The sequence below is a fragment of the Acidithiobacillus sulfurivorans genome (assembly GCF_018853815.1).
In the GTDB taxonomy this organism is placed as follows: Bacteria; Pseudomonadota; Gammaproteobacteria; order Acidithiobacillales; family Acidithiobacillaceae; genus Acidithiobacillus; species Acidithiobacillus sulfurivorans.
On the sequence record NZ_JAAOMP010000027.1, the window covers coordinates 1 to 20,626 of the forward strand.

Sequence of the window (20,626 nt, forward strand, 5' to 3'; positions counted from 1 at the left end):
GACCATCAGCTAACTCCAATTCAGGGCACGACCGCTCCACAGCATTCTACCCCCTACCCACTCAATCTGACGAAGAGCCAAAAAATCTGTGTGGTCTGCCAGCGCCCCTTTACCTGGCGTAAACGCTGGAAGCGCTGTTGGGATGAAGTACGGTATTGTTCAGCCGCCTGTCGAAAAAATCGGCATCGCCCCGAAAACCAGCCCCATGTCTCAGACTGAAAGGACTGTTCGTCATCTGGTAGTGATTCTCGGTGACCATCTGGATCCGGACAGCCTGGCCCTGGAAGGCTTCGATCCAGATCAGGATCTGTGCTGGATGGCGGAAGTGCCCGAAGAGTCCACCATAGTCTGGTCGCATAAGGCCCGCATTGCCCTGTTCCTGAGTGCCATGCGGCATCATGCTGCGGCCTTGCGGCAACGTGGCTTTCCTTTGGAGTATCTACCCCTTGGCACGCACCCCTATCAAAGCATGTGTCAGGCCCTGGAAGTGGCACTACTCCGCTGGCAGCCCCGGCAAATCATCAGCCTGCGCCCCGGCACCTGGCAGCTGCGCGAAACCATTCGTCATTGCGCAGAAAGTAGGCAAATTCCCTGGCAAGAACGGCGTAATCTTAATTTTCTGTTTTCAGTCCCGGAATTTGGCCAGTGGGCAGAAAATCGTCGCCAGATGCGTCTCGAATTCTGGTATCGCCACGCCCGTCAAAAAACCGGAATACTCATGCAAGAAGATCAGCCGGTTGGCGGACGCTGGAATTTTGATCCGGAAAACCGTCAGCGTCCCGGTTCTCAGGGTCCCGGCTGGATTCCTGATCCTTTGGGTTTTCCTCCGGATGCCATCACGCAGGAAGTCATAGCCCTGGTCGAAACACAATTCGCCGCACATCCGGGTAATCTGCAACACTTTGACTGGCCGGTGACTCCCCAACAGGCCCAAGCTGCTCTTCAGGATTTTCTGGATGATCGTCTTGCACAATTTGGTCCCCTGCAGGATGCTTTCTGGCCAGGGCAGGTCTGGCTTTATCATTCCCGGCTGTCTGCAGCGCTGAATCTCGGTCTGATCCGTGCCATAACGGTCATTCGGGCGGTGGAAGAAAATTTCCGGGCTGGTAAAGTTTCCATCGCCTCTGCAGAAGGATTTATCCGGCAAATTTTGGGCTGGCGCGAATACATACACGGCCTCTATTGGCTGCACATGCCCCAATGGCTGCAGCAGAATATCCTCCAGGCCCATCAGCCCTTGCCAGCATTCTACTGGGCTGCAAAAACCGACCTGTCCTGCCTGCAGAACACCATCGCGCGCACTCTGGAGCATGGTTATGCCCACCATATTGAAAGACTGATGATTACCGGTCTGTTTGCATTGCTGCTGGGCGTCGAGCCGCAAGCCATTCATCGCTGGTTTCTGGCCATTTACGTGGATGCCGTGGAGTGGGTGGAGCTGCCCAATGTCATCGGCATGTCCCAGTATGCAGATGGCGGCTGGATGGCATCCAAGCCCTATGTCGCCAGCGGTAATTATCTGCAGAAAATGGGCGGGCATTGTCAGCGCTGCCCGTATGAACCCAAATTGGCTAGCGGCGCAAAAGCCTGCCCCTTTACGGTGCTGTACTGGGATTTTCTGCAGACGCACCAGGAACGTTTCCGTCAACATCCGCGTACTGCGCTGCAATGGAAGCATCTGGAACGCATGTCCGGCGAGCATCTTGCGGCGATTCGCGCCCAGGCTCAGGTGATACGCAAAAATCTTGAAGATGGTCAGGCATTCGAGGTGAATAAAATGCATCCAGAACCCGAAATTTCACGTAATCTGGAATAAGTCTGCAAGCGAGGCAAGACATGGCAGAGATCATTCATATTCCCGGCAGCGTATTCTCCGCTCAGACGCCTGAAAACCCGGTGGAATATCCTGTTTATGCCAAGATTTTGCATCTGGGACTGGTGCTGAGTGTTACCTTTGAGTTATGGAACAGTCTGGCCGCCTTGTGGTTTGCCAATTTCACCTGGTTCCCGCTGCATGTACTTGCCGGGCTGATTCTGACTGGCTGGCTGGTTCTTACCTGGCTGGTATATCTATTCACGCCCTGGGGGCGTCATCTTTTGGGTACCTGGTTTTCCTGGCGCACCCCTCAAGCCGTAGGTCATGATCTTGCCCGGTTATTTCGCGGAAAACTCCCCAGTCATGGGGTGAGACCGGGTTTATCCAGCCTCTGGCAAGCCATTTTTTTCATCGGGGTCAGCATCGTGACCTTTGGGGGATTTATCGGCTGGCTCGTTCTGCGCGGAGACCTGCATCTGAGCGGAGGCGCACAAATTGGACTTACGCTAATGCGCCTGGGTACCCCCCTGTTAGCCTATTTCTGGATCGGCCATGTCGTCATGGCCACTTATCATGCACTGCGCGGCGAAGCCCTTTGGCGCATATTTGCCGTCTGGAAAAGAGGATAAAAGTCATGTCAATCAATCGTCGAGAATTTCTGCGCTCAGCGGGTGGCCTGATTTTGGCGACCGGGGCAGGCAGTCTGGCTTATCCTACCCTGGCTTGGGCGGATGCCAAAATCCCGGTTTTTCCGGAGTATTACACTTATGCGGGGTTTTATCCCAAAATCAATCCAGATACCTATCGTCTTGAGACTACGGGACTCATCCACAAACCCCAAACTTTCACCCTTCCCGAGTTATATCAACTGAGCAAGGATCGGGAAATCGAAACCTTTCATTGCGTGACCGGCTGGATTGTCAACAATGTTCACTGGCAGGGTATTGCCCTGTCGCACTTTCTGGAGCAGATACAACCTCAGGCAAGTGCCCGCTATGTCGCTTTTTACAGCGCCGATGGCGTCTATGTAGACAGTCTTTCCATGGATCAGGCTCGCGCACCAGGGGTCATTCTTGCCACGCACATTTCCGGACAGCCGCTGCTGCAAAAAGGCGGATATCCGCTGCGTCTGCTGGTCCCGCAAATGTACGGCTACAAAAGTGTCAAATGGGTCAACAAGATTGTGCTGGACAGCGCCCGCCCCCAGGGCACCTGGGAAAAGGACGGCTATGCCAACAATGCCTACATCAAGAAGGGTTTCAGTTTCATGGACCTGCTGTGAACCAGAAACGTTGATTTCTTTGCTAGTTAGCGGACCTTGACTGGTCGCCGAAAACGGCGGCCAATGAACAGAACAATCAACCCGACCACAAATAAAATAGCCCCACGGATAATCCAGATGGTTTCATTGATCATGAAACTGCTTTTCGGGTAGGGAAATATTCCGGTGCCCTGCAGAAAAAACAACAGGCCTGAAAGCATCAGAAAAATGCCGATGATACTGAGTATGACCAATGCTGTTTTGCGCATGACAACACCCCCAAATGAATCCACGGTTATTTAAATTAACATCTGCCAGGGCTGATTTATTCCTCTGTAACCGGCCGTTGACCTGGATAGCTTTGCGGCGACTTTGGCCCGCGCCGTTGTTGTTCTTGGCGAAATCCTGCGCCCGTCAGGAGAGCTGTTTGAGCCCGCAGGGCGAGTTCTCTCCTGACAGCAGGATGAGCCTTAGAACAACAGGCAAGGGACGTTGGAGCAAAAAGCTATCCAGGTCAACGGCCGGTTACAGAACCACTCAAGCCTTGGGAAGAGTCACACCACTTTGGCCCTGATATTTACCGCGCCGATCCGCATAAGACACTTCGCAGACCTCATCTGATTCAAGAAAAAGAACCTGAGCGACACCTTCATTGGCGTATATTTTGGCCGGCAACGGCGTGGTATTGGAAAATTCCAGGGTCACGTAGCCCTCCCATTCCGGTTCAAAGGGCGTGACATTCACAATAATACCGCAACGCGCGTAGGTACTTTTGCCCAGACAAATGGTGAGCACATTGCGGGGGATTCGGAAATATTCCAGGGTGCGCGCCAAGGCAAATGAATTGGGTGGAATAACGCAGGTATCCCCACTGAAATCCACAAAAGAATCTTCGCTGAAGTTTTTGGGGTCGACGATGACACTGCGCACATTGGTGAATACCTTAAATTCACCGGCGCAGCGAATATCATAACCATAAGATGACAAGCCGTAGGAAATGATGGGACTGCCTTCTGCATGGCGTACCTGACGGGGGGAGAAAGGCTCGATCATCCCCTCATTTTCTGCCATGTGCCGAATCCAGCGATCTGATTTGATACTCATTCTAGCGATTCTGCACGACAATATTGGGGAATTTGTGGCTATGATCTACGGCCTGATTGGCCACCCGCCCGGCCACATGTCGCGCCAGTTCGATGTAGATTTTGGCCAGACGCGAATCGGGTTGTGCCACTACCGTGGGCGCTCCATTATCAGCTTCGCTGCGAATACTGCGGTCCAGAGGGATGGCACCCAGAAATTCCACGCCATCCTGCTCGGCCATGCTGGCACCGCCGCCATGTCCGAAAATATCGTCCTCGTTGCCACATTTGGGGCAAATATAAAAGCTCATGTTTTCGATAACCCCGAGGATTGGAACCCCGACTTTCTCAAACATTTTCAGACCCTTGCGGGCATCCAGCAAGGCAATGTCCTGGGGAGTGGTGACAATGACCGCTCCGGAAACCGGCACTTTCTGCGCCAGGGTCAACTGGGTATCACCCGTACCCGGTGGCAGATCAATCACCAAATAATCCAGTTCTCCCCAGCGGGTATCCGAGAGCAGCTGCTCCAACGCCTGCATGACCATAGGCCCGCGCCAGACCATGGGGGTTTCTTCGTCAATCAGAAAACCAATGGACATGGCTTTAATGCCATGACCCTCCATGGGTTCCATCTTTTTTCCATCCTTGCTGGTGGGTTTACCGGAAATACCCAGCATGCGCGGCTGGCTGGGACCGTATATATCGGCATCCAGAATCCCTACCCGGGCACCTTCCTTGGCCAGCGCCAGCGCCAGATTTACTGCGGTGGTTGACTTGCCCACGCCGCCCTTGCCCGAGGCCACCGCAATAATATTGCGCACCCCTTCCATAAGCTTGACGCCGCGCTGGACCTGATGGGTGACAATACGATGACTGACCGAAACATCCGCCTGCAGGCCGTGGTCATTCTGAATCTGCCGCGCCACATCCTGACTCAGACTGATAGCCACACCAGCGCTGGGATAGGGTAATTCCAGTTTGACCTGGTTACCGTCCACACTTTTGAGTGCGCCGGCTTTTGCGAGAGTTTTACCCAGATAAGGGTCTTCCATTGCCTGCAATGACTGTTCTACTTGTTCCCGCGTCAATTCTGCCATGCTCGTCCTCATCTCCGGCATCCAAAGCTGCCGTCATCTTAACCGGTGTATCCGCAAAAATCTGTTTTTTCGCGATAGTGGATCAGGGTGCGGTTTCTGCACTGATCACGACTTCGTGGCGCTCCAGACCGGCCCCTGCTTCAAGCCCAGAACGTCCTGCATATCGTAAAATCCGGGGCTTTGTGCCGCCAACCAGCGCGCCGCCCGCAGTGCGCCCTCGGCAAAATTCAAACGGCTGGAGGCACGATGGGTTAATTCCAGACGCTCGCCCGCGCCCGCCAGCCACACCGTATGTTCACCCACCACGTCAGCAGCACGCAAAGTAGCAAAGCCAATACTGCCTTCCTGGCGTGGCCCCCGGATGGTATTACGATCAAGGCACTCCACGTCCTTGAGATCGACACCGCGTCCCTTGGCAACGGCACGCCCTAAAGCCAGCGCGGTCCCGGATGGCGCGTCTACTTTGTGACGATGGTGAGCCTCGACAATTTCCACATCGTAACTTTCCCCCAGCGCCTTGGTAATAGCCGGAAGATAAGCCAGCAGCACATTGATGCCGACACTCATATTGGGGGCCAGCAGCAGGGGAATATCCCGGCTGGCGGTCTTCAGCATATTTTGCTGCCCGGAAGAAAAGCCGGTTGTACCAATGACGATGGGCGTGTTCGTGTTCTGACACGCCACCACATGGTCCAGCGCTGCGGCAACCGGACCGAATTCGATGACCACATCCACGGCCTTATCCTGCGCCAACACCGCGCGCAAATCTGCCGTGACTGGCACATCCAGCGGCCTGACACCAGCAAGGCGGCCGGCGTCTTGCGTCAGATATTCCGCACCTGCACGACCAATGGCTGCGGTCAGCTGCAGGTCATCGCGCCCCTCCAAAGCCTGGATCAGCGCCCGGCCCATTCGTCCCGAGACCGCTGTTATAGCGACGCGTGTTGGCAGAAGATTCATCAGAGGCCCATCCGGTCCAGAAAGTCTTTGGCCTTGTTCCACCAGCTTTCCTGCTGGGGATGCTGCCCCTGATCTCCGGCAGTGCTGGCAAATTCTTCCAGCAGTTCTTTTTGTCGTGCCGACAAATGCACGGGCACTTCCACCTGCAGGCGACAATGCAAGTCACCATGCAACTTGCTGCGCACCCCCTTGATACCCTTACCGCGCAAGCGAAATACCATGCCGGACTGGGATCCCGGCGCAATCTGGATTTTGGCCCGACCCGTCAAAGTGGGCACTTCCAGTTCACCCCCCATGGCCATGGTCGTGAAATTCACCGGAACAGCACAATGCAGATCATCTCCATCGCGCTCGAACAAGCTGTGGGGCTGAACCCGCACCTGAATATACAGATCACCCGCCGCTGCGCCGCGTTCCCCAGCTTCGCCTTCACCATTCAGACGGATGCGGTCGCCCGTATCTACACCGGCCGGCACCTTGACTTCGAGATCACGGGTTTTGCGGACTCTGCCGTGGCCCTGACAATTAGTGCAAGGATCCTTGATGGTTTTACCACTACCATTACATTGCGGACAGGGACGCGTCACCGAGAAAAAACCCTGAACCATCCGCACCTGGCCACGACCCGCACAGGTGCTGCAATCTTCTACCTTACTGCCCGGTTTTGCCCCAGTACCGTGACAAACCTCACAAGGCGCGGAACTGGGAATCTGAATAGTGACTTGTTTGCCCAGTGCGGCTTCTTCCAGTGTCAGATCCAGCTCATAACGCAAATCCGAGCCGCGCCCGGAATCCTGGCCACGCCCACCGCCGCCAAAAGCCTGTTCAAAAAGATCCCCGAAAATATCTCCAAAGCCCCCGCCGCCGCCGCCAGCACCAAAACCTCCGAAGCCGCCACCAAAACCACCGCCGGGACCAGCACCACCCTGCACCCCGGCGTGTCCGAAGCGGTCATAAGCCTGACGCTTGGAAGCATCGGACAACACCTCGTAGGCCTCACTGATTTCCTTGAAGTGATCTTCCGCACTGGGATCATCGGGATTGCGGTCAGGGTGATAGCGCATCGCCAGACGACGGTAGGATTTTTTGATTTCCCCATCGTCGGCGCTGCGGGTAATTTCCAAAATTTCGTAATAATCGCGTGTAGCCATTTTTTATCCTGAAACAGGCAAGGGGACAGGATACCAGATCCTGCCCCCTTATCACCAAAGTCTGAATTACTTTTTATCGACTTCTTCAAACTCCGCGTCGACCACATCATCCGCCTTGGCTTGCCCTTCACCCTGAGCAGTTGCGCCGGGCTCCGTCTGACTGCCTGCCGCACTTTGCAGCAGTGTGGACATGGCCGCCATCAAGGTCGCCACGGCACTCTTGATGGCTTCCGGGTCTTCACCCTTGCTGGCCGTTTCCACCGCCGTAATGGCTTCAGTGACCTTGGCCTTGTCCGCTTCCGGTGCCGATACCTGTTCAGTCAGCGCCTTGCGCGCGCCGTGAATGCTGGCATCCGCTTCGTTGCGGGCTTCAATCAATGCCCGCGCCTTCTTGTCATCAGCCGCGTGCGCTTCAGCTTCGGCGACCATCCGCTTGATTTCTTCCTCGGAGAGACCGGAACCTGCGGTGATTTTGATGGACTGCTCCTTGCCGGTCTGGTTGTCCTTGGCCGACACATGGAGGATACCGTTGGCATCAATATCAAAAGTCACTTCAATCTGCGGCATGCCCCGTGGCGCCGGAGCAATATCGGCCAGATCAAAGCGGGCCAGGGATTTGTTATCCCGGGCCAGTTCACGCTCACCCTGCAAAACATGCACGGTCACCGCCGACTGGTTGTCTTCTGCCGTAGAAAACACCTGGGACTTGCGGGTCGGGATGGTCGTGTTTTTCTCGATCAGCTTGGTCATCACGCCGCCCAGGGTTTCAATACCCAGAGATAGCGGCGTCACATCCATCAGCAGTACGTCTTTTTTGTCGCCAGACAGCACCGCGCCCTGAATGGCTGCACCAATGGCCACCGCCTCGTCGGGATTCACGTCCTTGCGCGGGTCCTGACCAAAAAAGTCTTTGACCTTCTCCTGAACCTTGGGCATCCGACTCTGACCACCCACCAGAATCACGTCGGTCACCTGACTGGTGGACAGGTTGGCGTCCTTCATGGCGACCCGGCAGGGGGCCATACTGCGGTCAATAATGTCTTCCACCAGAGATTCCAGCTTGGCCCGGGTCAGCTTCATGTTCAGATGCTTGGGACCACTCTGGTCGGCGGTGATGAAGGGCAGGTTGACGTCAGTCTGCTGCGCCGAAGAAAGCTCGATTTTGGCTTTTTCCGCCGCTTCCTTCAGCCGCTGCATGGCCAGACGATCACTGCGCAAGTCAATACCGGCTTCGGCTTTGAAAGAATCCGCCAGATAATTGATGATGCGATTGTCGAAGTCACCACCACCCAGGAAAGTGTCACCATTGGTGGACAGCACTTCAAACTGGTGTTCACCGTCCATTTCGGCAATTTCGATGATGGATACGTCAAACGTCCCACCGCCAAGATCGTAAACCGCGATTTTGCTGTCGCCGGGCTTCTTGTCTTCACCAAAAGCCAGGGCCGCTGCCGTAGGCTCGTTGATGATGCGCTTCACTTCCAGACCGGCAATACGTCCCGCATCCTTGGTAGCCTGACGTTGGGCATCGTTGAAGTAAGCAGGGACGGTAATGACCGCCTCACTGACGGTTTCCCCCAGATAATCTTCTGCCGTCTTTTTCATTTTCTGCAAAATGAAGGCCGAAACCTGTTGCGCGGAATATTTTTTATCGCGCACTTCCACCCAGGCATCGCCGTTCTCGGCTTTCACCACCTTATAGGGAACGTGCTTCAGATCTTTCTGGACTTCGGCATCGTCATATTTACGACCAATCAGGCGCTTCACTTCATAAATGGTGTTTTCGGGATTGGTGACCGCCTGACGTTTTGCCGCCTCGCCAACCAACACCTCGCCCTCTTCAGTGATCGCGACAATGGAAGGCGTCGTCCGCTTGCCTTCGCTGTTTTCAATGACCTTGACCTTGTCGCCTTCCATGACGGCGACACAAGAATTGGTGGTGCCCAAATCGATGCCAATTACCTTAGCCATTATATGTTCTCCTGAATTAAAAAATTTGTGTTTATATCAACAATGATTACGCGGTTTTGGGTGCCTTGGACACCGAAACCATGGCGGGACGCAGCAGACGGTCATGCATGAGATAACCTTTCTGGTGTACCGCAAGAATCCGGTTTGCATCTCCTTCCGATTCCACCATGGCAATCGCCTGATGAAGATGCGGATCAAAACGCCCTTCGCCCATCTCTATGGGGGCGATACCCGCTTTTCCCAAGGCCTGGGCAAACAGAGTCAGCGTATTTTCAATACCCTGGCGAAACTGCGTGACCGCTTCATCGCCTTCCAGGGGCGTCGCCAGGGCCAGTTCGAGACTGTCGATAACTGGCAGCAATTCCCGGGCAAAGCGGTCTACGGCATAATTACGGGCATCTTCAATCTGCTTTTCCGAGCGCTTGCGCTGGTTTTCGGCATCGGCCAAGGCCCGCAGATAATCATTGCGATAGGCTTCCGCCTTTTCCTCCCAGTTGACTTCACCGGCCTCGGGTGCTGCTGTTGTCTCCGCTTCTTCTGAAGACGACACGGGCTTTTCTTCTTCACTCATGCGCAATTCACTCCTGATCATTTGGATGTCCTCCATATGGGGAGGACCCGGCGGCATTTCAAGCCAAGCCACTCAAGATTGTGACAAGGCCCGCCCCAGTAAATGGGCTGTGCCATCTACCAAGGGAATAATCTGTTGATAAGGCATGCGCATGGGCCCAATCACGCCGAGCACGCCGAGCACGCCCAGCACCTCGCCATCCACCACGTACGGCGCAGAGACGACACTACAATCGCTCAGGGGTGCAAAGCCCGATTCCTCACCAATAAAGAGGCGCACTTCACTGCCGCGCATACTGCTATCCAGAAGATGGACCAGATCACGCTTCTGACGCACCGCATTGAGTAACTCGCGCAGCCGTTCGCTACCTGCCAGTTCCGGCAGGTCCAGCAACTGAAACTCCCCTTCGATAAGCATGCGCTGCTGATCTTCTTCCAGCATTTCCTCACCCAGCTCCATGGCACTGCGCAATATGCGGTCCATTTCGTGGCGGGATTGTTGCAGATCGCGCTGCAAATGCTGGATGACCTCCTGCAAGGGGCGACCACCATAACTTTCATTGAAGAAATTGGCCGCCTGATTGAGTTCAGCGGCGCTGAGGGCATGCTCGGTGCGAATCAGGCGGTTTTCGACATCGCCTTTATCGGTCACAAAAATGGCCAGCACTTCCTTTTCGCGTAGCGCCAGAAAATCCACATGCCGCAAAGTTCGATTGGCTCGTCGGGGCACGCGGACAAACCCTGCCATGTGGGTCAATTCCGAAAGCACCTCCGTGGCCGCATGGAGCACCTGCTCGGTATCCGGAATGTAGTGCCCCAACCGATGAATCAGCAGTTGATGGGACTCAGGGGATAGTGGCACCACCCGCAACAGCGCATCCACAAAAAACCGGTAACCGACGTGGGTAGGAATGCGTCCGGCAGAAGTATGAGGGGAAATCAGATAACCTTCATCTTCAAGATCCGCCATGACATTACGGACCGTAGCAGGACTGATATTAAGACCGGCGCCCTTGGCCAACTGGCGACTACCGACCGGAACACCATTGGCTATATGCTGCTCTATGAGGGATTTGAGCAGGTGCCGCGCACGTTCATCCATAGCCATCAGATTTGTCCTCGTTGGGCGAGACTATCCCGCGCCGTTGACGGGCAGCAGGAGTATCCGGAGAACCAGAAATTTATGACGGTGAACATGATTGGAATGGGGGTCCTTGGCACTCAACCATCAGGAGTGCTAATAACTTAGCAAAATAATGATGGCTGAGCAAAGAACCAACCGGCCTCTCCTGAAGATTCAGGGCAGACCGCAGGGAGGCACAGCAAATTACTTGATTTTGTCTTCCCGGTAGACCACGTGCTTACGGACTTTGGGATCGTACTTTTTCATTTCCAGCTTGTCCGGTTTGGTCTTCTTGTTTTTGGTCGTGGTGTAGTAATGACCGGTACCGGCCGTGGAAACCAACTTGATTTTATCGCGCATCAGTTAAATCCTCAGATTTTTTCGCCGGCAGCACGCAGTTCAGCCAGAACCGCATCAATACCTTTTTTGTCGATGGTACGAATACCCTTGGTGCTCACCCGCATACGCACCCAACGATTTTCACTTTCTACCCAGAAACGATGATACTGAAGATTGGGCAGAAAACGTCGGCGGGTCTTGTTGTGGGCGTGCGAAACATTGTTTCCGGCCATAGGCTTTTTGCCGGTCACCTTGCAAACTCTGGACATCAGATAAATCTCCCTGAAAAATGGCGCCCTTTATACCATGGATCAGCAGTGACTGCCAGCATCAAAAATCGTTCAACAGCATTGCCTGACAGGCGCTTCCCCTGTAATTTATGGCTACTATGACTAAACGCATCCTGATTACCAGCGCCCTGCCCTACGCCAATGGTCCGATCCACCTTGGCCACCTGGTTGAATACACCCAAACTGACATCTGGGCCCGCTATCAGCGGCTGCGGGGTCATGATTGCGTTTACGTCTGCGCCGATGATGCCCATGGCACGCCCATCATGTTGCGCGCCCAGAGTGAAGGCATCACTCCGGAAGCCTTGATCGCACGCATGCATGAAGAGCATCTGCGCGACTTTATCGGCTTTGGCATCGGTTTTGATTTGTACCATAGCACCCACTCACCGGAAAACTTCGAGATATCGCAGGAGATTTATCGGGCTTTGCGCAGTGCCGATTTCATCAACATCCGCGAAATCGAACAAGCGTATGATGCTGTTGCTGGCATGTTTCTACCTGATCGATTTATTCGCGGAACCTGCCCCCGTTGCCAGGCAACCGACCAATATGGAGACAGCTGCGAGGTCTGTGGCGCTACTTACAGCCCCACCGACCTGATCAATCCGGTGTCTGCCGTATCGGGTGCGGTACCCGAACGTCGCCAATCCGAACATTACTTTTTCCAGTTGGGGGATTTTACCGGGTTCCTCAAACAATGGATTCACAGCGGCACCCTCCAGGAAGAAGTCGCCCACAAGCTGGACGAATGGTTCAGTATTGGCCTAGCTGACTGGGACATCAGCCGCGATGAACCTTACTTCGGCATCCCCATTCCCGATGCGCCGGGCAAGTTTTTTTATGTCTGGCTGGATGCCCTGCCCGGTTACATGGCGGCCACCCGCCACTGGTGCGCCAGTCATGGTCGTGATTTCAGTGATTACTGGGGACCCGACGCCAGCGCCGAAATTTATCATTTCATTGGCAAGGATATTATTTATTTTCATGGTTTGTTCTGGCCGGCGATGCTCAAGGGCTCCGGACATCGTCTGCCTACCGGTATTTTTGCCCACGGACACCTGACCGTAAACGGTGCCAAAATGAGCAAGTCCCGAGGAACTTCCATCACTGCCGGACAATATCTGCAACATCTCAATCCCGAATTTTTACGCTATTACATTGCCACCCGACTCAACAGTCATGTGGAAGACATTGACCTTAACCTGGAGGATTTCCTGCTGAAAGGCAACGGGGATCTGGTTGGCAAGGTCGTCAATCTGGCCTCACGGGCGGCGGGATTCATTCATCGCTTTTTTGCCGGGCAACTGGCCCCATCATTGGGACCCGATCAGACATTTTACGATAGCCTGCTGACCAGTCAGGAAGCTATTGGTGAGGCTTATGAAAGTCGCGAATATAGCAAAGCCATGCGCGACATTATGGCTCTTGCCGACCAGATTAATGCCTACGTAGACCAGAATGCCCCCTGGGCTATGGCCAAAAATCCTGAACAGCGCGAAGCATTACATCGCGTTGCGACTGTGACTCTGAATGGCTTCCGCATTCTGGTGACTTTACTGAGCCCGGTCATTCCCGAACTGGCGCGCAAATCGCTGGCATTTTTACAAACGGAGCTCAGTTGGTCGGGACTCAGCCAACCCCTGCTGAAGCACAACATTCAGCCCTACAGTCACTTATTGCAACGTATGGAAAAATCCCAGGTGGATGCCTTGATTCAAGCCCCCACAGAAGCACCCGGCACCCATAGTGCAGCAAAAAATCCCGAACATACCGACAAAACAGCAGAAAAAACGGCCACCGCTGAGCTTGGCACGGAAAGCAGCAGCATCAGTATTGAGGATTTCAGCAAGATCGATTTGCGCATTGCCCGGATTGTTGCGGCAGAAGCGGTAGAAGGTGCGGACAAGTTACTGCATCTGACCCTGGATATTGGCGAAGAAAAAACCCGTTCGGTGTTTGCGGGTATCAAAAGTGCCTACGATCCGGCCAGTCTGGTGGGACGCCTGACGGTCATGGTGGCCAATCTTGCGCCGCGTAAAATGCGTTTTGGCTTGTCTGAGGGCATGGTCATGGCCGCCAGTGGTCCGGCGGGAGGACCCTTCCTCCTGTCTCCGGATGCCGGCGCCGAACCCGGCATGCGGGTGAAGTAGGCCTGCGACCCTACTCCGCGACACCCTGAGCGGCGGCCAAAAGCACCCGCTCTTCGTAGGTTTCACGAGCCAGACGGACGTCTTCCAGAAACCAGGGTAATTCTTTCAGCAGTAAGGCCTGAGGGCCATCCACCAAAGCGGTTGCCGGATCCGGATGAAAATCCACCAGGATCATATTGGCCCCCGCCACGACCCCTTCTGCGGTGACCTGAAAAACCTCGGGGATTCCGTCCGGCCCAGCATCGCGATTGCCCACGGAATGAGAGGGATCAATGCAAACCGGCATCCGGGTAAGACGCTTCACAGTGGGCACCTGGGCAAAATCCACGAAATTGCGGTGGGGGTCACCGAGGTTGGTTTTCATGCCCCGCAAGCCAAACACCACCTTGGTATTCCCTTCTGAGGCCAGATATTCTGCTGCGTTGAGGGACTCTTCCAGGGTGATGCCGAAACCCCGCTTGAGCAGCACAGGGAATTCGGTCTGCCTTCCCACGGCCTTGAGGAGTTCAAAATTCTGGGTATTACGGGTGCCAATCTGGAGCATCACCCCGGTTGGATGTCCGGTTTTTTCCAAAGCCTCACGGATTTCATCCATGTGCGACTCGTGGAGGATTTCCATGGCAATCACCCGCATTCCATATTTGCCAGCAAGCTCAAACACATAGGGCAAACAGGCCTTGCCATGCCCTTGAAAGGCATAAGGGCTGGTCCGTGGCTTGTAGGCACCCATACGCGTGCAGACCTGACCGTTTTCCTGGAGTGCTTTCAGCATCTGCTCAACGTGCTCGGGCGTATCTACCGCGCAGAGACCCGCGAATACATTGAGGTTATCCTGCCCAAAATGAACGCCGTTGTAGTCAAAACCCTGGGTGCGATGATCGCCGGAATGCCGCCCGAGCATCCGGTATTCCTTGGAAACCCGAATAGCCTGCTTCACGCCGGGCAAGGCTTCCATGTCTTCCACCCGCAACTGTTTGGTATTGCCAATCAGATAAATTTCGCTGAGTAACTGTTCGGTGCCCTGTTCCTGATGAATCCGGTACTGGATATCAGACATGGCCTTGAGACGGGTCAGCAACTGTTGAAAAACGGGCGACTGCTCCGCCAGATCTGCTTCTAAAATCAAGATCATGCTCTAAGTCCTCTTGCGCTGTCTGAATGCTGATGGATTAGCCGGACCAAAGGATAACATGATCCGGCGATGATCCTCCATAACGGCAGCGCATCAGCATATCCGGCTTTACAACATGTCCTGCGGCTGCACCTGCGCGTCGAACTCTTCTCCCGAGAGAAAACCCAACTGAATCACCGCTTCGCGGAGCGTACAATGATTGCGGTGGGCGTGCTGGGCTACGGCCGCCGCTCGCTCATAACCCATCACGGGGGTCAGGGAAGTCACCAGCATCAGGGATTTTTCCATGTTTTCCTGCAAGCGTTCAGTAACCGGCTCCAGGCCATGCAGACAATGCTCGGCAAAAGACCGGGCCGCATCCCCCAGCAGCTGGATGGATTGCAAAATATTGTAGGCAATCAGTGGTTTGTAAACATTCAGCTCAAAATTTCCCTGGGATGCGGCGAAGGCAATGGCCGCGTCATTTCCATAAACCTGCACGCAAACCATGGTCAGAGCCTCAGCCTGGGTGGGGTTCACCTTGCCGGGCATAATGGAAGACCCCGGTTCATTTTCAGGAATCTGCAGTTCGCCCAGACCCGCCCGGGGGCCGGATGCCATCCAGCGAATATCGTTGGCTATTTTCAGCAAGGACATGGCGACCAGTCGCAAACTGCTGCTCAGTTGCTGGAGAGCTTCATGGCCCGCCAGCGCCGCGAAAAAATTGGCTGCCGGATGAAAAGGCAAGCCCAGTTCAGCATGCAAGTGCGCACAAGCCTGTTTGGCGAAATCAGGATGACAGTTCAGGCCCGTGCCCACAGCCGTAGCCCCCAAAGCCAGTCCATACAGTCCGGGCAAAGCCTGCTCAACGGCCTGAATTCCCATCTGCAGTTGCGCCTGATACCCGGAAAATTCCTGACCCAGGGTCAGCGGAACAGCGTCCATCAGATGCGTGCGCCCGACCTTGATCAGTGCCGCAAATTGCCGGCTTTTAGCCGCCAGCAGGTTTTCCAGATGGATCAGCGCGGGCAGCAGATTTTGGTGTACCGCCAATGCGGCGGCAATATGCATGGCAGCCGGAAAAGTATCATTGGAAGACTGACCAAGATTCACATGATCGTTGGGATGTACGGGGTTTTTCGTGCCCCGGACCTGGCCAGCCAGTTCGTTGGCGCGATTGGCAATCACTTCATTCACATTCATATTGCTCTGGGTGCCGCTACCCGTCTGCCAGACCCGCAGCGGAAACTGTGTATCCCAGCGTCCATCAATAATTTCGCTGGCGGCAACCTGAATGTAAGCGGCGTTATCCTTGCCCAAAAGGCCCAATGCATGGTTGACCTGAGCAGCGGCACGTTTGATTCTGACCAGCGCATAAATGACGGCCATAGGCATCCGTTCGCTGCCGATGGCAAAGTAACTCAGGGAGCGTTGGGTTTGCGCCCCCCACAGCGCGGTATCTTCCACATCCACCAGACCCATGCTGTCTTTTTCCTGACGCATGCTCAACGGACTCCGGCCAGGGCTTCCGCCTCATCCACCATACTGGCGAGATAATCCAGGGCTTTTGACCACAAATCCGGATCTTCCAGATTAACACCCGTTTCTGCCACTACCTCGGCAGGCGTTTTGCTGCCCCCAAGCTTCAGCATGGCGATATATCCCGGCACAAAGCCCTGGGGATTTTCCCGATAACGCTGAATTAAAGCCAAAGTCAGCAATTCACCAAAAGCATAGGCGTACACGTAGCCGGGAGAGCCAATAAAATGCGGGATATAACTCCACCACCAGCGGTATCCGGGACTGAACTGGATACTGTCGGCAAACTGCTCGGTCTGGGTTTGCATCCACAGCTCTGCGAGCCTTTCCTTGCTGAGTTCCCCCTCGCGACGACGGGCATTGTGCATCACCACCTCAAAGCGATGCATGGCCATCTGCCGGAATACCGTGGCAAAGGTGTCCTCGATTTTCCCGCAAAGCAGCGTCAGACGTTGCTGCGGGTCATGCTCCTCGCGCATCAGCCGTTCAAAGGTCAGCATTTCCCCGAACACCGAGGCCGTTTCCGCTGTAGTCAGCGGCGTATCGGCATTCAGATAGCCTTGCTCACGCGCCAGATACTGATGGATGCCGTGCCCCAGTTCGTGGGCCACTGTCATCACGTCGCGCACCGTACCGGTATAGTTGACCATCAGGTAAGGATGCACGTCGGGGGTCACGGGATGGGCAAAAGCCCCACCCCGTTTGCCTGGTGCCAGAGCAGCATCAATCCAGTGTTCGTCAAAAAACCGTTGACCGATGGCACCCAACTCCGGCGAAAAATCGTGGACAGCCGCCAGCACAATGCGCTGACATTCCGCCCAGTCGTAACGCCGCGCCGTACTGGAGATGGGCGCATAGCGGTCATAATCCATTAGCGGTGCCACCCGCAGCAGTTTGGCCTTGAGTCGATAATAGCGGGCCACCAGAGAGTAGCGGGACACCACGGCCGCTTCCAGGGCCTCGACCATGCTGTCGGAAATTTCGTTGCTCAGATTTCGCTCGCTGAGCCAGTGAGGATAGGAACGCAGCCGGTCATCCAGGGCCTTATCGGCCAGAATGGCATTAAAACAGGTGGTCAAAGTATGCAGGCGGCTTTCCAGGCCCGTACTCAGGGACTCTGCCGCATCATGACGCAGTGACCGGTCAGGATTGGACAGCAGGGTCAGCACTTCCTGCTCGGTCATTGCCTTGCCGCGCAAATTAAAGCGCATCTCTGTCAGCGTTTCGTCAAAGAGGCGCTCCCAGAGTGCCCGACCCGTTACCCGCTTTTCCGAAAGAATCTGTTCTTCGCTCTCACTCCGCAGGTGACTTCGATATTGCCGCCAGTTGCGGAGCAGATGCGCCCAGTGGGCGAGAGCAGGATCCTGGAGTAACTGTTCAGCGCGATTTTCATCGACCGCATTCCAGGCAATATCAAAAAATATCAACTGATTGCTGACTTGAGTCGCGGCTTCTTCATAAGCCTGCAACGCCGCCCCATACCCGGGCTGGTCGGCATGAGTGACATAACTCAGATAACGAAAAGTCCCTACCCGACCCAACCGTTGACGAATGGCCTCCAGGCTTTGCAGGGCTATGGCCAGGGCATCTGCATCCAGATCGCCCAAGCCCGGTCGATACTGCCGGGCAAAATCCTCTGCTGCGCGGCTGGCCCAAAGCATATCGGCTTCCAGGCGCGGATCATCAGAGCCCGTATAAAGATCCTGCAAACGCCAGTGAATGCTTTCAGCGCCGGTTGTTGTCGATTGCACTGCTTTTACCATGAATTTTCTCCCAAATGCCCCTCAGGGCAGTATCAAGCCGGATCTGGCAACGCCAGTCCGCGCCGCACACAAGCGAGCAGGGTACCCATATCCGGAGGCACCCCCGCCCTTTGTGCCTGCCACATCATCTCGCCCATACAGTCGACAAAAAGATGTTCGGCATCATGTTCACCCCGTTTCTCGCAGGCGGTGGCGTAAAGATTGACGATACCCTGTGGCTGATTCATTGCCAACATTTCTGCCAGCCCCACATGCAGAGACATGTGCAAAAAGGGATTGCTTTGCCCCTGTTCCGGGGAAAAATCCTGGTACAATCCTCGTTCGGCATCTTCCAGCAAGGCCTGATACTCGGGGTGATCCAGAATGACGGCCACAATCCTGGTCTGCACGCCTTCGAGGGGGCGCCCCTCGCGAAAAGCTTGCCAACTGTCCAGAAATATCTGCCGATATGTTTCTCGTTTACTGCCATAAAGCATAATAATTAGCCTGCAAAAGCCTCGTTGACGATGATAGGGCACACTGACGTGGGTAGGAAAGGGACGCTTTTTGTGGTAAATAAGGCAAGTCTTAACAAAGCTTGCTTTGTTATATTAAAAGCACTTATCGCAGCATTATTTCAGCGGGAGATTAGCGCATCATGGCCAACGCGAATACAGTACCAGCAGCAGTAGTAAGTCTCAACGAACGCCAGTGGGAAGGGCTCGGAAAAGTCGGCGAAGCCGCCCTGCAGGTGCAAAACATGCTGCAGATGCTGCGCGACGTCCTGAATGAGCTCCCTCAGGCCATCGACACAGACAAGTTGATGGAAACCATGCAACCCTACATGGAAAAACTGCAGGGTATTTCCGAATCCCTGCAGTCCTTCGTCAAGGGCAACTCTGATGAAGAGCCGCTGGATCGCCTGCGTGCGCTCATCAATGACGCCCAGCAAGCTGAGCTGGACAAAACGCTCAAGGAAGTTCTGCAACTCCTCGGTAATCTGCAACGCTCCGGATTTTTCAGATCTATCGCGGCGCTCAGCGCCGAGTTGAAGTGCCCCATCATCGGTGAAAATCCCGAGGAAATGATCCAGAAAATCCACAGCAGCACGGCCACCATCCAGTACTGGATAGAAAGCGCCAAGCAGGGTGTAGGCGTTGTTGGCAATATGGTTGGTCAATTGGACTTGCCGGATCGCCTTGACGAAATTCAGGAAATGGCCGACCAGTGGATCCAGATGGCCAAGCGCGCCCAGCGGCTGATTCAGGGAGACGCTCCCGATCTGCAATCCCGTCTGAGCGGCATGCTCGACATGGCCGAAATTTTGGGCGGGCAGATGAATATTGCCATTGGCACCCTGCGCGACACCATGCCCGAAGTTCTGGAAAGCGCCAATATGGGTAATGCGCTGGCCAGCATCGGTTCGGGCGGCAACCGCTGGATGCAGGTGGCTATGCGCGTCAAGCATCTTACCCAGGGTAACGGCTCAGTGGATATGGTCAGTCGGGTTGAGGGCTTGCTGGACCAGGTAGAACATCTGGCCGGTTATGCAGCCAGTGCCGGATTTTTTGTGCAGGCGGGTAAAGATGGTTTTGGTGCAGTGAAAGGCATCATCTCCGACCTCGACCTTCCGGACAAGCTGGATGATATTGCTGAAGAGGCCGAAAAATGGCTGAAAATTGCCATGCGCGCCAAAAATCTGGCCCAGGGTGATGCCGACAGCCTTGCTGATCGCGTAGGCTCACTGCTCAAAGTAGCTGAAACGGTAGGCGGTTCCCTGCAGGCTGCAGCCAAGGCTCTGGAGTCAAAGGGCATCCGCCTGGAAGAAATCATGACTCCGCGCGGCGATCTGAATATTGCCTTTGGTACCGGTGCCGATTTTATCGCCGAATTGTGGCATGACGGCACTATTCAACACATTGGCAGCAGCATCAGCCAGGGTGCCTTGATCTGGATGGAAATTGCCCAGATTGGTTCCAAAGCGCTCAAGGGTGATGCAGAAAGCATCAACCATCGTATCAAGGGTATTGTTCAGGGCCTCCATGATGCCCATCTGATCGACATGTTACCTGAAGTATTTGCCCTGGTCGGTAACCTGCAGAAGGCCGGTCTGGTTGGTAAAATCAATATGGTCATGAGCAAGGTTGTGCCCATGATTCCTTCCGATGCGGTATTTGCCGGAGGCGTTGACAAGGCCGTCAAGGCGCTGGAACTGACCAAAACCGAAATGCAGAATGAAGCCAACAAGGGTGGCGGTATTTTTGGCCTGATGAAAATCGTCTTCGCCAAAGACACCCAGTACCTGCTCAAATTCTTCATTCGTTTTGCGACGATTTTCATGAAGTCGCTGAAAGCCAGCTAAGTTTTCCATCAATCTGGCTTCATAAAAGCCCCGGTCTGTTGTCAGACCGGGGCTTT

The 20,626-nt window shown here is 54.7% G+C and carries 20 protein-coding genes; 6 read left to right on the forward strand and 14 right to left on the reverse strand.

The genetic code is table 11. The features are described from left to right. Positions 1 to 90: 90 nt before the first annotated feature. Genes HAP95_RS01510 through HAP95_RS01525 form a run of 4 tightly spaced genes read left to right on the forward strand, consistent with a single transcriptional unit; the run spans position 91 to position 3,098 of the window. A complete protein-coding gene (locus HAP95_RS01510) occupies positions 91 to 219 on the forward strand; it encodes a DUF2256 domain-containing protein (RefSeq protein ID WP_368356535.1) in 129 nt (42 codons plus the stop codon). Continuing rightward, the gene (locus tag HAP95_RS01515) at positions 206 to 1,816 is read left to right on the forward strand and encodes a cryptochrome/photolyase family protein (RefSeq protein ID WP_226832404.1); all 1,611 of its coding nucleotides are present in this window, start codon (positions 206 to 208) and stop codon (positions 1,814 to 1,816) included. The genes HAP95_RS01510 and HAP95_RS01515 overlap by 14 nt, the downstream gene beginning before the upstream one ends. Positions 1,817 to 1,836: 20 nt before the next feature. Then, the gene (locus HAP95_RS01520) at positions 1,837 to 2,445 is read left to right on the forward strand and encodes a hypothetical protein (protein WP_215882665.1); all 609 of its coding nucleotides are present in this window, start codon (positions 1,837 to 1,839) and stop codon (positions 2,443 to 2,445) included. 5 nt (positions 2,446 to 2,450) lie between these two features. Beyond that, the gene (locus HAP95_RS01525) at positions 2,451 to 3,098 is read left to right on the forward strand and encodes a molybdopterin-dependent oxidoreductase (protein ID WP_215882666.1); all 648 of its coding nucleotides are present in this window, start codon (positions 2,451 to 2,453) and stop codon (positions 3,096 to 3,098) included. Between the two features lie 26 nt (positions 3,099 to 3,124). Here the strand turns inward: HAP95_RS01525 and HAP95_RS01530 are convergent, their stop codons facing one another. The 10 genes from HAP95_RS01530 to rpmB all read right to left on the reverse strand — a co-directional run bounded on the left by HAP95_RS01530 (position 3,125) and on the right by rpmB (position 11,642). After that, a complete protein-coding gene (locus HAP95_RS01530) occupies positions 3,125 to 3,346 on the reverse strand; it encodes a hypothetical protein (protein WP_215882667.1) in 222 nt (73 codons plus the stop codon). A 268-nt stretch (positions 3,347 to 3,614) separates the two neighbouring features. Beyond that, positions 3,615 to 4,181, reverse strand: a complete 567-nt coding sequence (gene dcd, locus HAP95_RS01535; protein ID WP_215882668.1) for a dCTP deaminase — start codon at positions 4,179 to 4,181, stop codon at positions 3,615 to 3,617. Between the two features lies 1 nt (position 4,182). Further along, the gene (gene apbC, locus HAP95_RS01540) at positions 4,183 to 5,259 is read right to left on the reverse strand and encodes an iron-sulfur cluster carrier protein ApbC (RefSeq protein ID WP_215882669.1); all 1,077 of its coding nucleotides are present in this window, start codon (positions 5,257 to 5,259) and stop codon (positions 4,183 to 4,185) included. Between the two features lie 105 nt (positions 5,260 to 5,364). Beyond that, positions 5,365 to 6,219 (reverse strand): 4-hydroxy-tetrahydrodipicolinate reductase, encoded by an 855-nt coding sequence (gene dapB / locus HAP95_RS01545; RefSeq protein ID WP_215882670.1) that lies wholly within the window; start codon positions 6,217 to 6,219, stop codon positions 5,365 to 5,367. After that, positions 6,219 to 7,370, reverse strand: a complete 1,152-nt coding sequence (gene dnaJ / locus HAP95_RS01550; protein ID WP_215882671.1) for a molecular chaperone DnaJ — start codon at positions 7,368 to 7,370, stop codon at positions 6,219 to 6,221. Before dnaJ ends, dapB begins: the two co-directional genes overlap by 1 nt. Positions 7,371 to 7,436: 66 nt before the next feature. Further along, positions 7,437 to 9,341 (reverse strand): molecular chaperone DnaK, encoded by a 1,905-nt coding sequence (gene dnaK / locus HAP95_RS01555; protein WP_215882672.1) that lies wholly within the window; start codon positions 9,339 to 9,341, stop codon positions 7,437 to 7,439. Between the two features lie 46 nt (positions 9,342 to 9,387). Further along, on the reverse strand, positions 9,388 to 9,912 hold the full coding sequence (locus HAP95_RS01560) for a nucleotide exchange factor GrpE (RefSeq protein WP_226832407.1): 525 nt from the start codon (positions 9,910 to 9,912) through the stop codon (positions 9,388 to 9,390). Between the two features lie 72 nt (positions 9,913 to 9,984). Next, the gene (gene hrcA, locus HAP95_RS01565) at positions 9,985 to 11,019 is read right to left on the reverse strand and encodes a heat-inducible transcriptional repressor HrcA (RefSeq protein WP_215882673.1); all 1,035 of its coding nucleotides are present in this window, start codon (positions 11,017 to 11,019) and stop codon (positions 9,985 to 9,987) included. A 219-nt stretch (positions 11,020 to 11,238) separates the two neighbouring features. Continuing rightward, complete coding sequence (rpmG, locus tag HAP95_RS01570; protein ID WP_215882674.1) at positions 11,239 to 11,394, reverse strand: 50S ribosomal protein L33; 156 nt, start codon at positions 11,392 to 11,394, stop codon at positions 11,239 to 11,241. Between the two features lie 11 nt (positions 11,395 to 11,405). Then, entirely contained in the window at positions 11,406 to 11,642 is a 237-nt protein-coding gene (gene rpmB, locus HAP95_RS01575) for a 50S ribosomal protein L28 (protein WP_024892956.1), read from the reverse strand. Positions 11,643 to 11,761: 119 nt separating this feature from the next. Between rpmB and metG the strand changes: the two genes are divergently transcribed. Next, positions 11,762 to 13,816 (forward strand): methionine--tRNA ligase, encoded by a 2,055-nt coding sequence (gene metG / locus HAP95_RS01580; RefSeq protein ID WP_215882675.1) that lies wholly within the window; start codon positions 11,762 to 11,764, stop codon positions 13,814 to 13,816. A 10-nt stretch (positions 13,817 to 13,826) separates the two neighbouring features. Here metG and HAP95_RS01585 read toward each other — a convergent pair whose 3' ends face one another. The 4 genes from HAP95_RS01585 to HAP95_RS01600 all read right to left on the reverse strand — a co-directional run bounded on the left by HAP95_RS01585 (position 13,827) and on the right by HAP95_RS01600 (position 18,705). Next, entirely contained in the window at positions 13,827 to 14,948 is a 1,122-nt protein-coding gene (locus tag HAP95_RS01585; RefSeq protein ID WP_215882676.1) for a 3-deoxy-7-phosphoheptulonate synthase, read from the reverse strand. Positions 14,949 to 15,056: 108 nt separating this feature from the next. Then, positions 15,057 to 16,430 (reverse strand): class II fumarate hydratase, encoded by a 1,374-nt coding sequence (gene fumC / locus HAP95_RS01590; RefSeq protein WP_215882677.1) that lies wholly within the window; start codon positions 16,428 to 16,430, stop codon positions 15,057 to 15,059. A gap of 2 nt (positions 16,431 to 16,432) precedes the next feature. Then, the gene (locus HAP95_RS01595; protein WP_215882678.1) at positions 16,433 to 18,229 is read right to left on the reverse strand and encodes a M3 family oligoendopeptidase; all 1,797 of its coding nucleotides are present in this window, start codon (positions 18,227 to 18,229) and stop codon (positions 16,433 to 16,435) included. 32 nt (positions 18,230 to 18,261) lie between these two features. Then, positions 18,262 to 18,705: a DUF1841 family protein gene (locus HAP95_RS01600; protein ID WP_215882679.1), complete on the reverse strand. Its 444-nt coding sequence runs from the start codon at positions 18,703 to 18,705 to the stop codon at positions 18,262 to 18,264. Positions 18,706 to 18,866: 161 nt separating this feature from the next. Between HAP95_RS01600 and HAP95_RS01605 the strand changes: the two genes are divergently transcribed. Then, a complete protein-coding gene (locus tag HAP95_RS01605) occupies positions 18,867 to 20,570 on the forward strand; it encodes a hypothetical protein (RefSeq protein ID WP_215882680.1) in 1,704 nt (567 codons plus the stop codon). Positions 20,571 to 20,626: the final 56 nt, after the last annotated feature.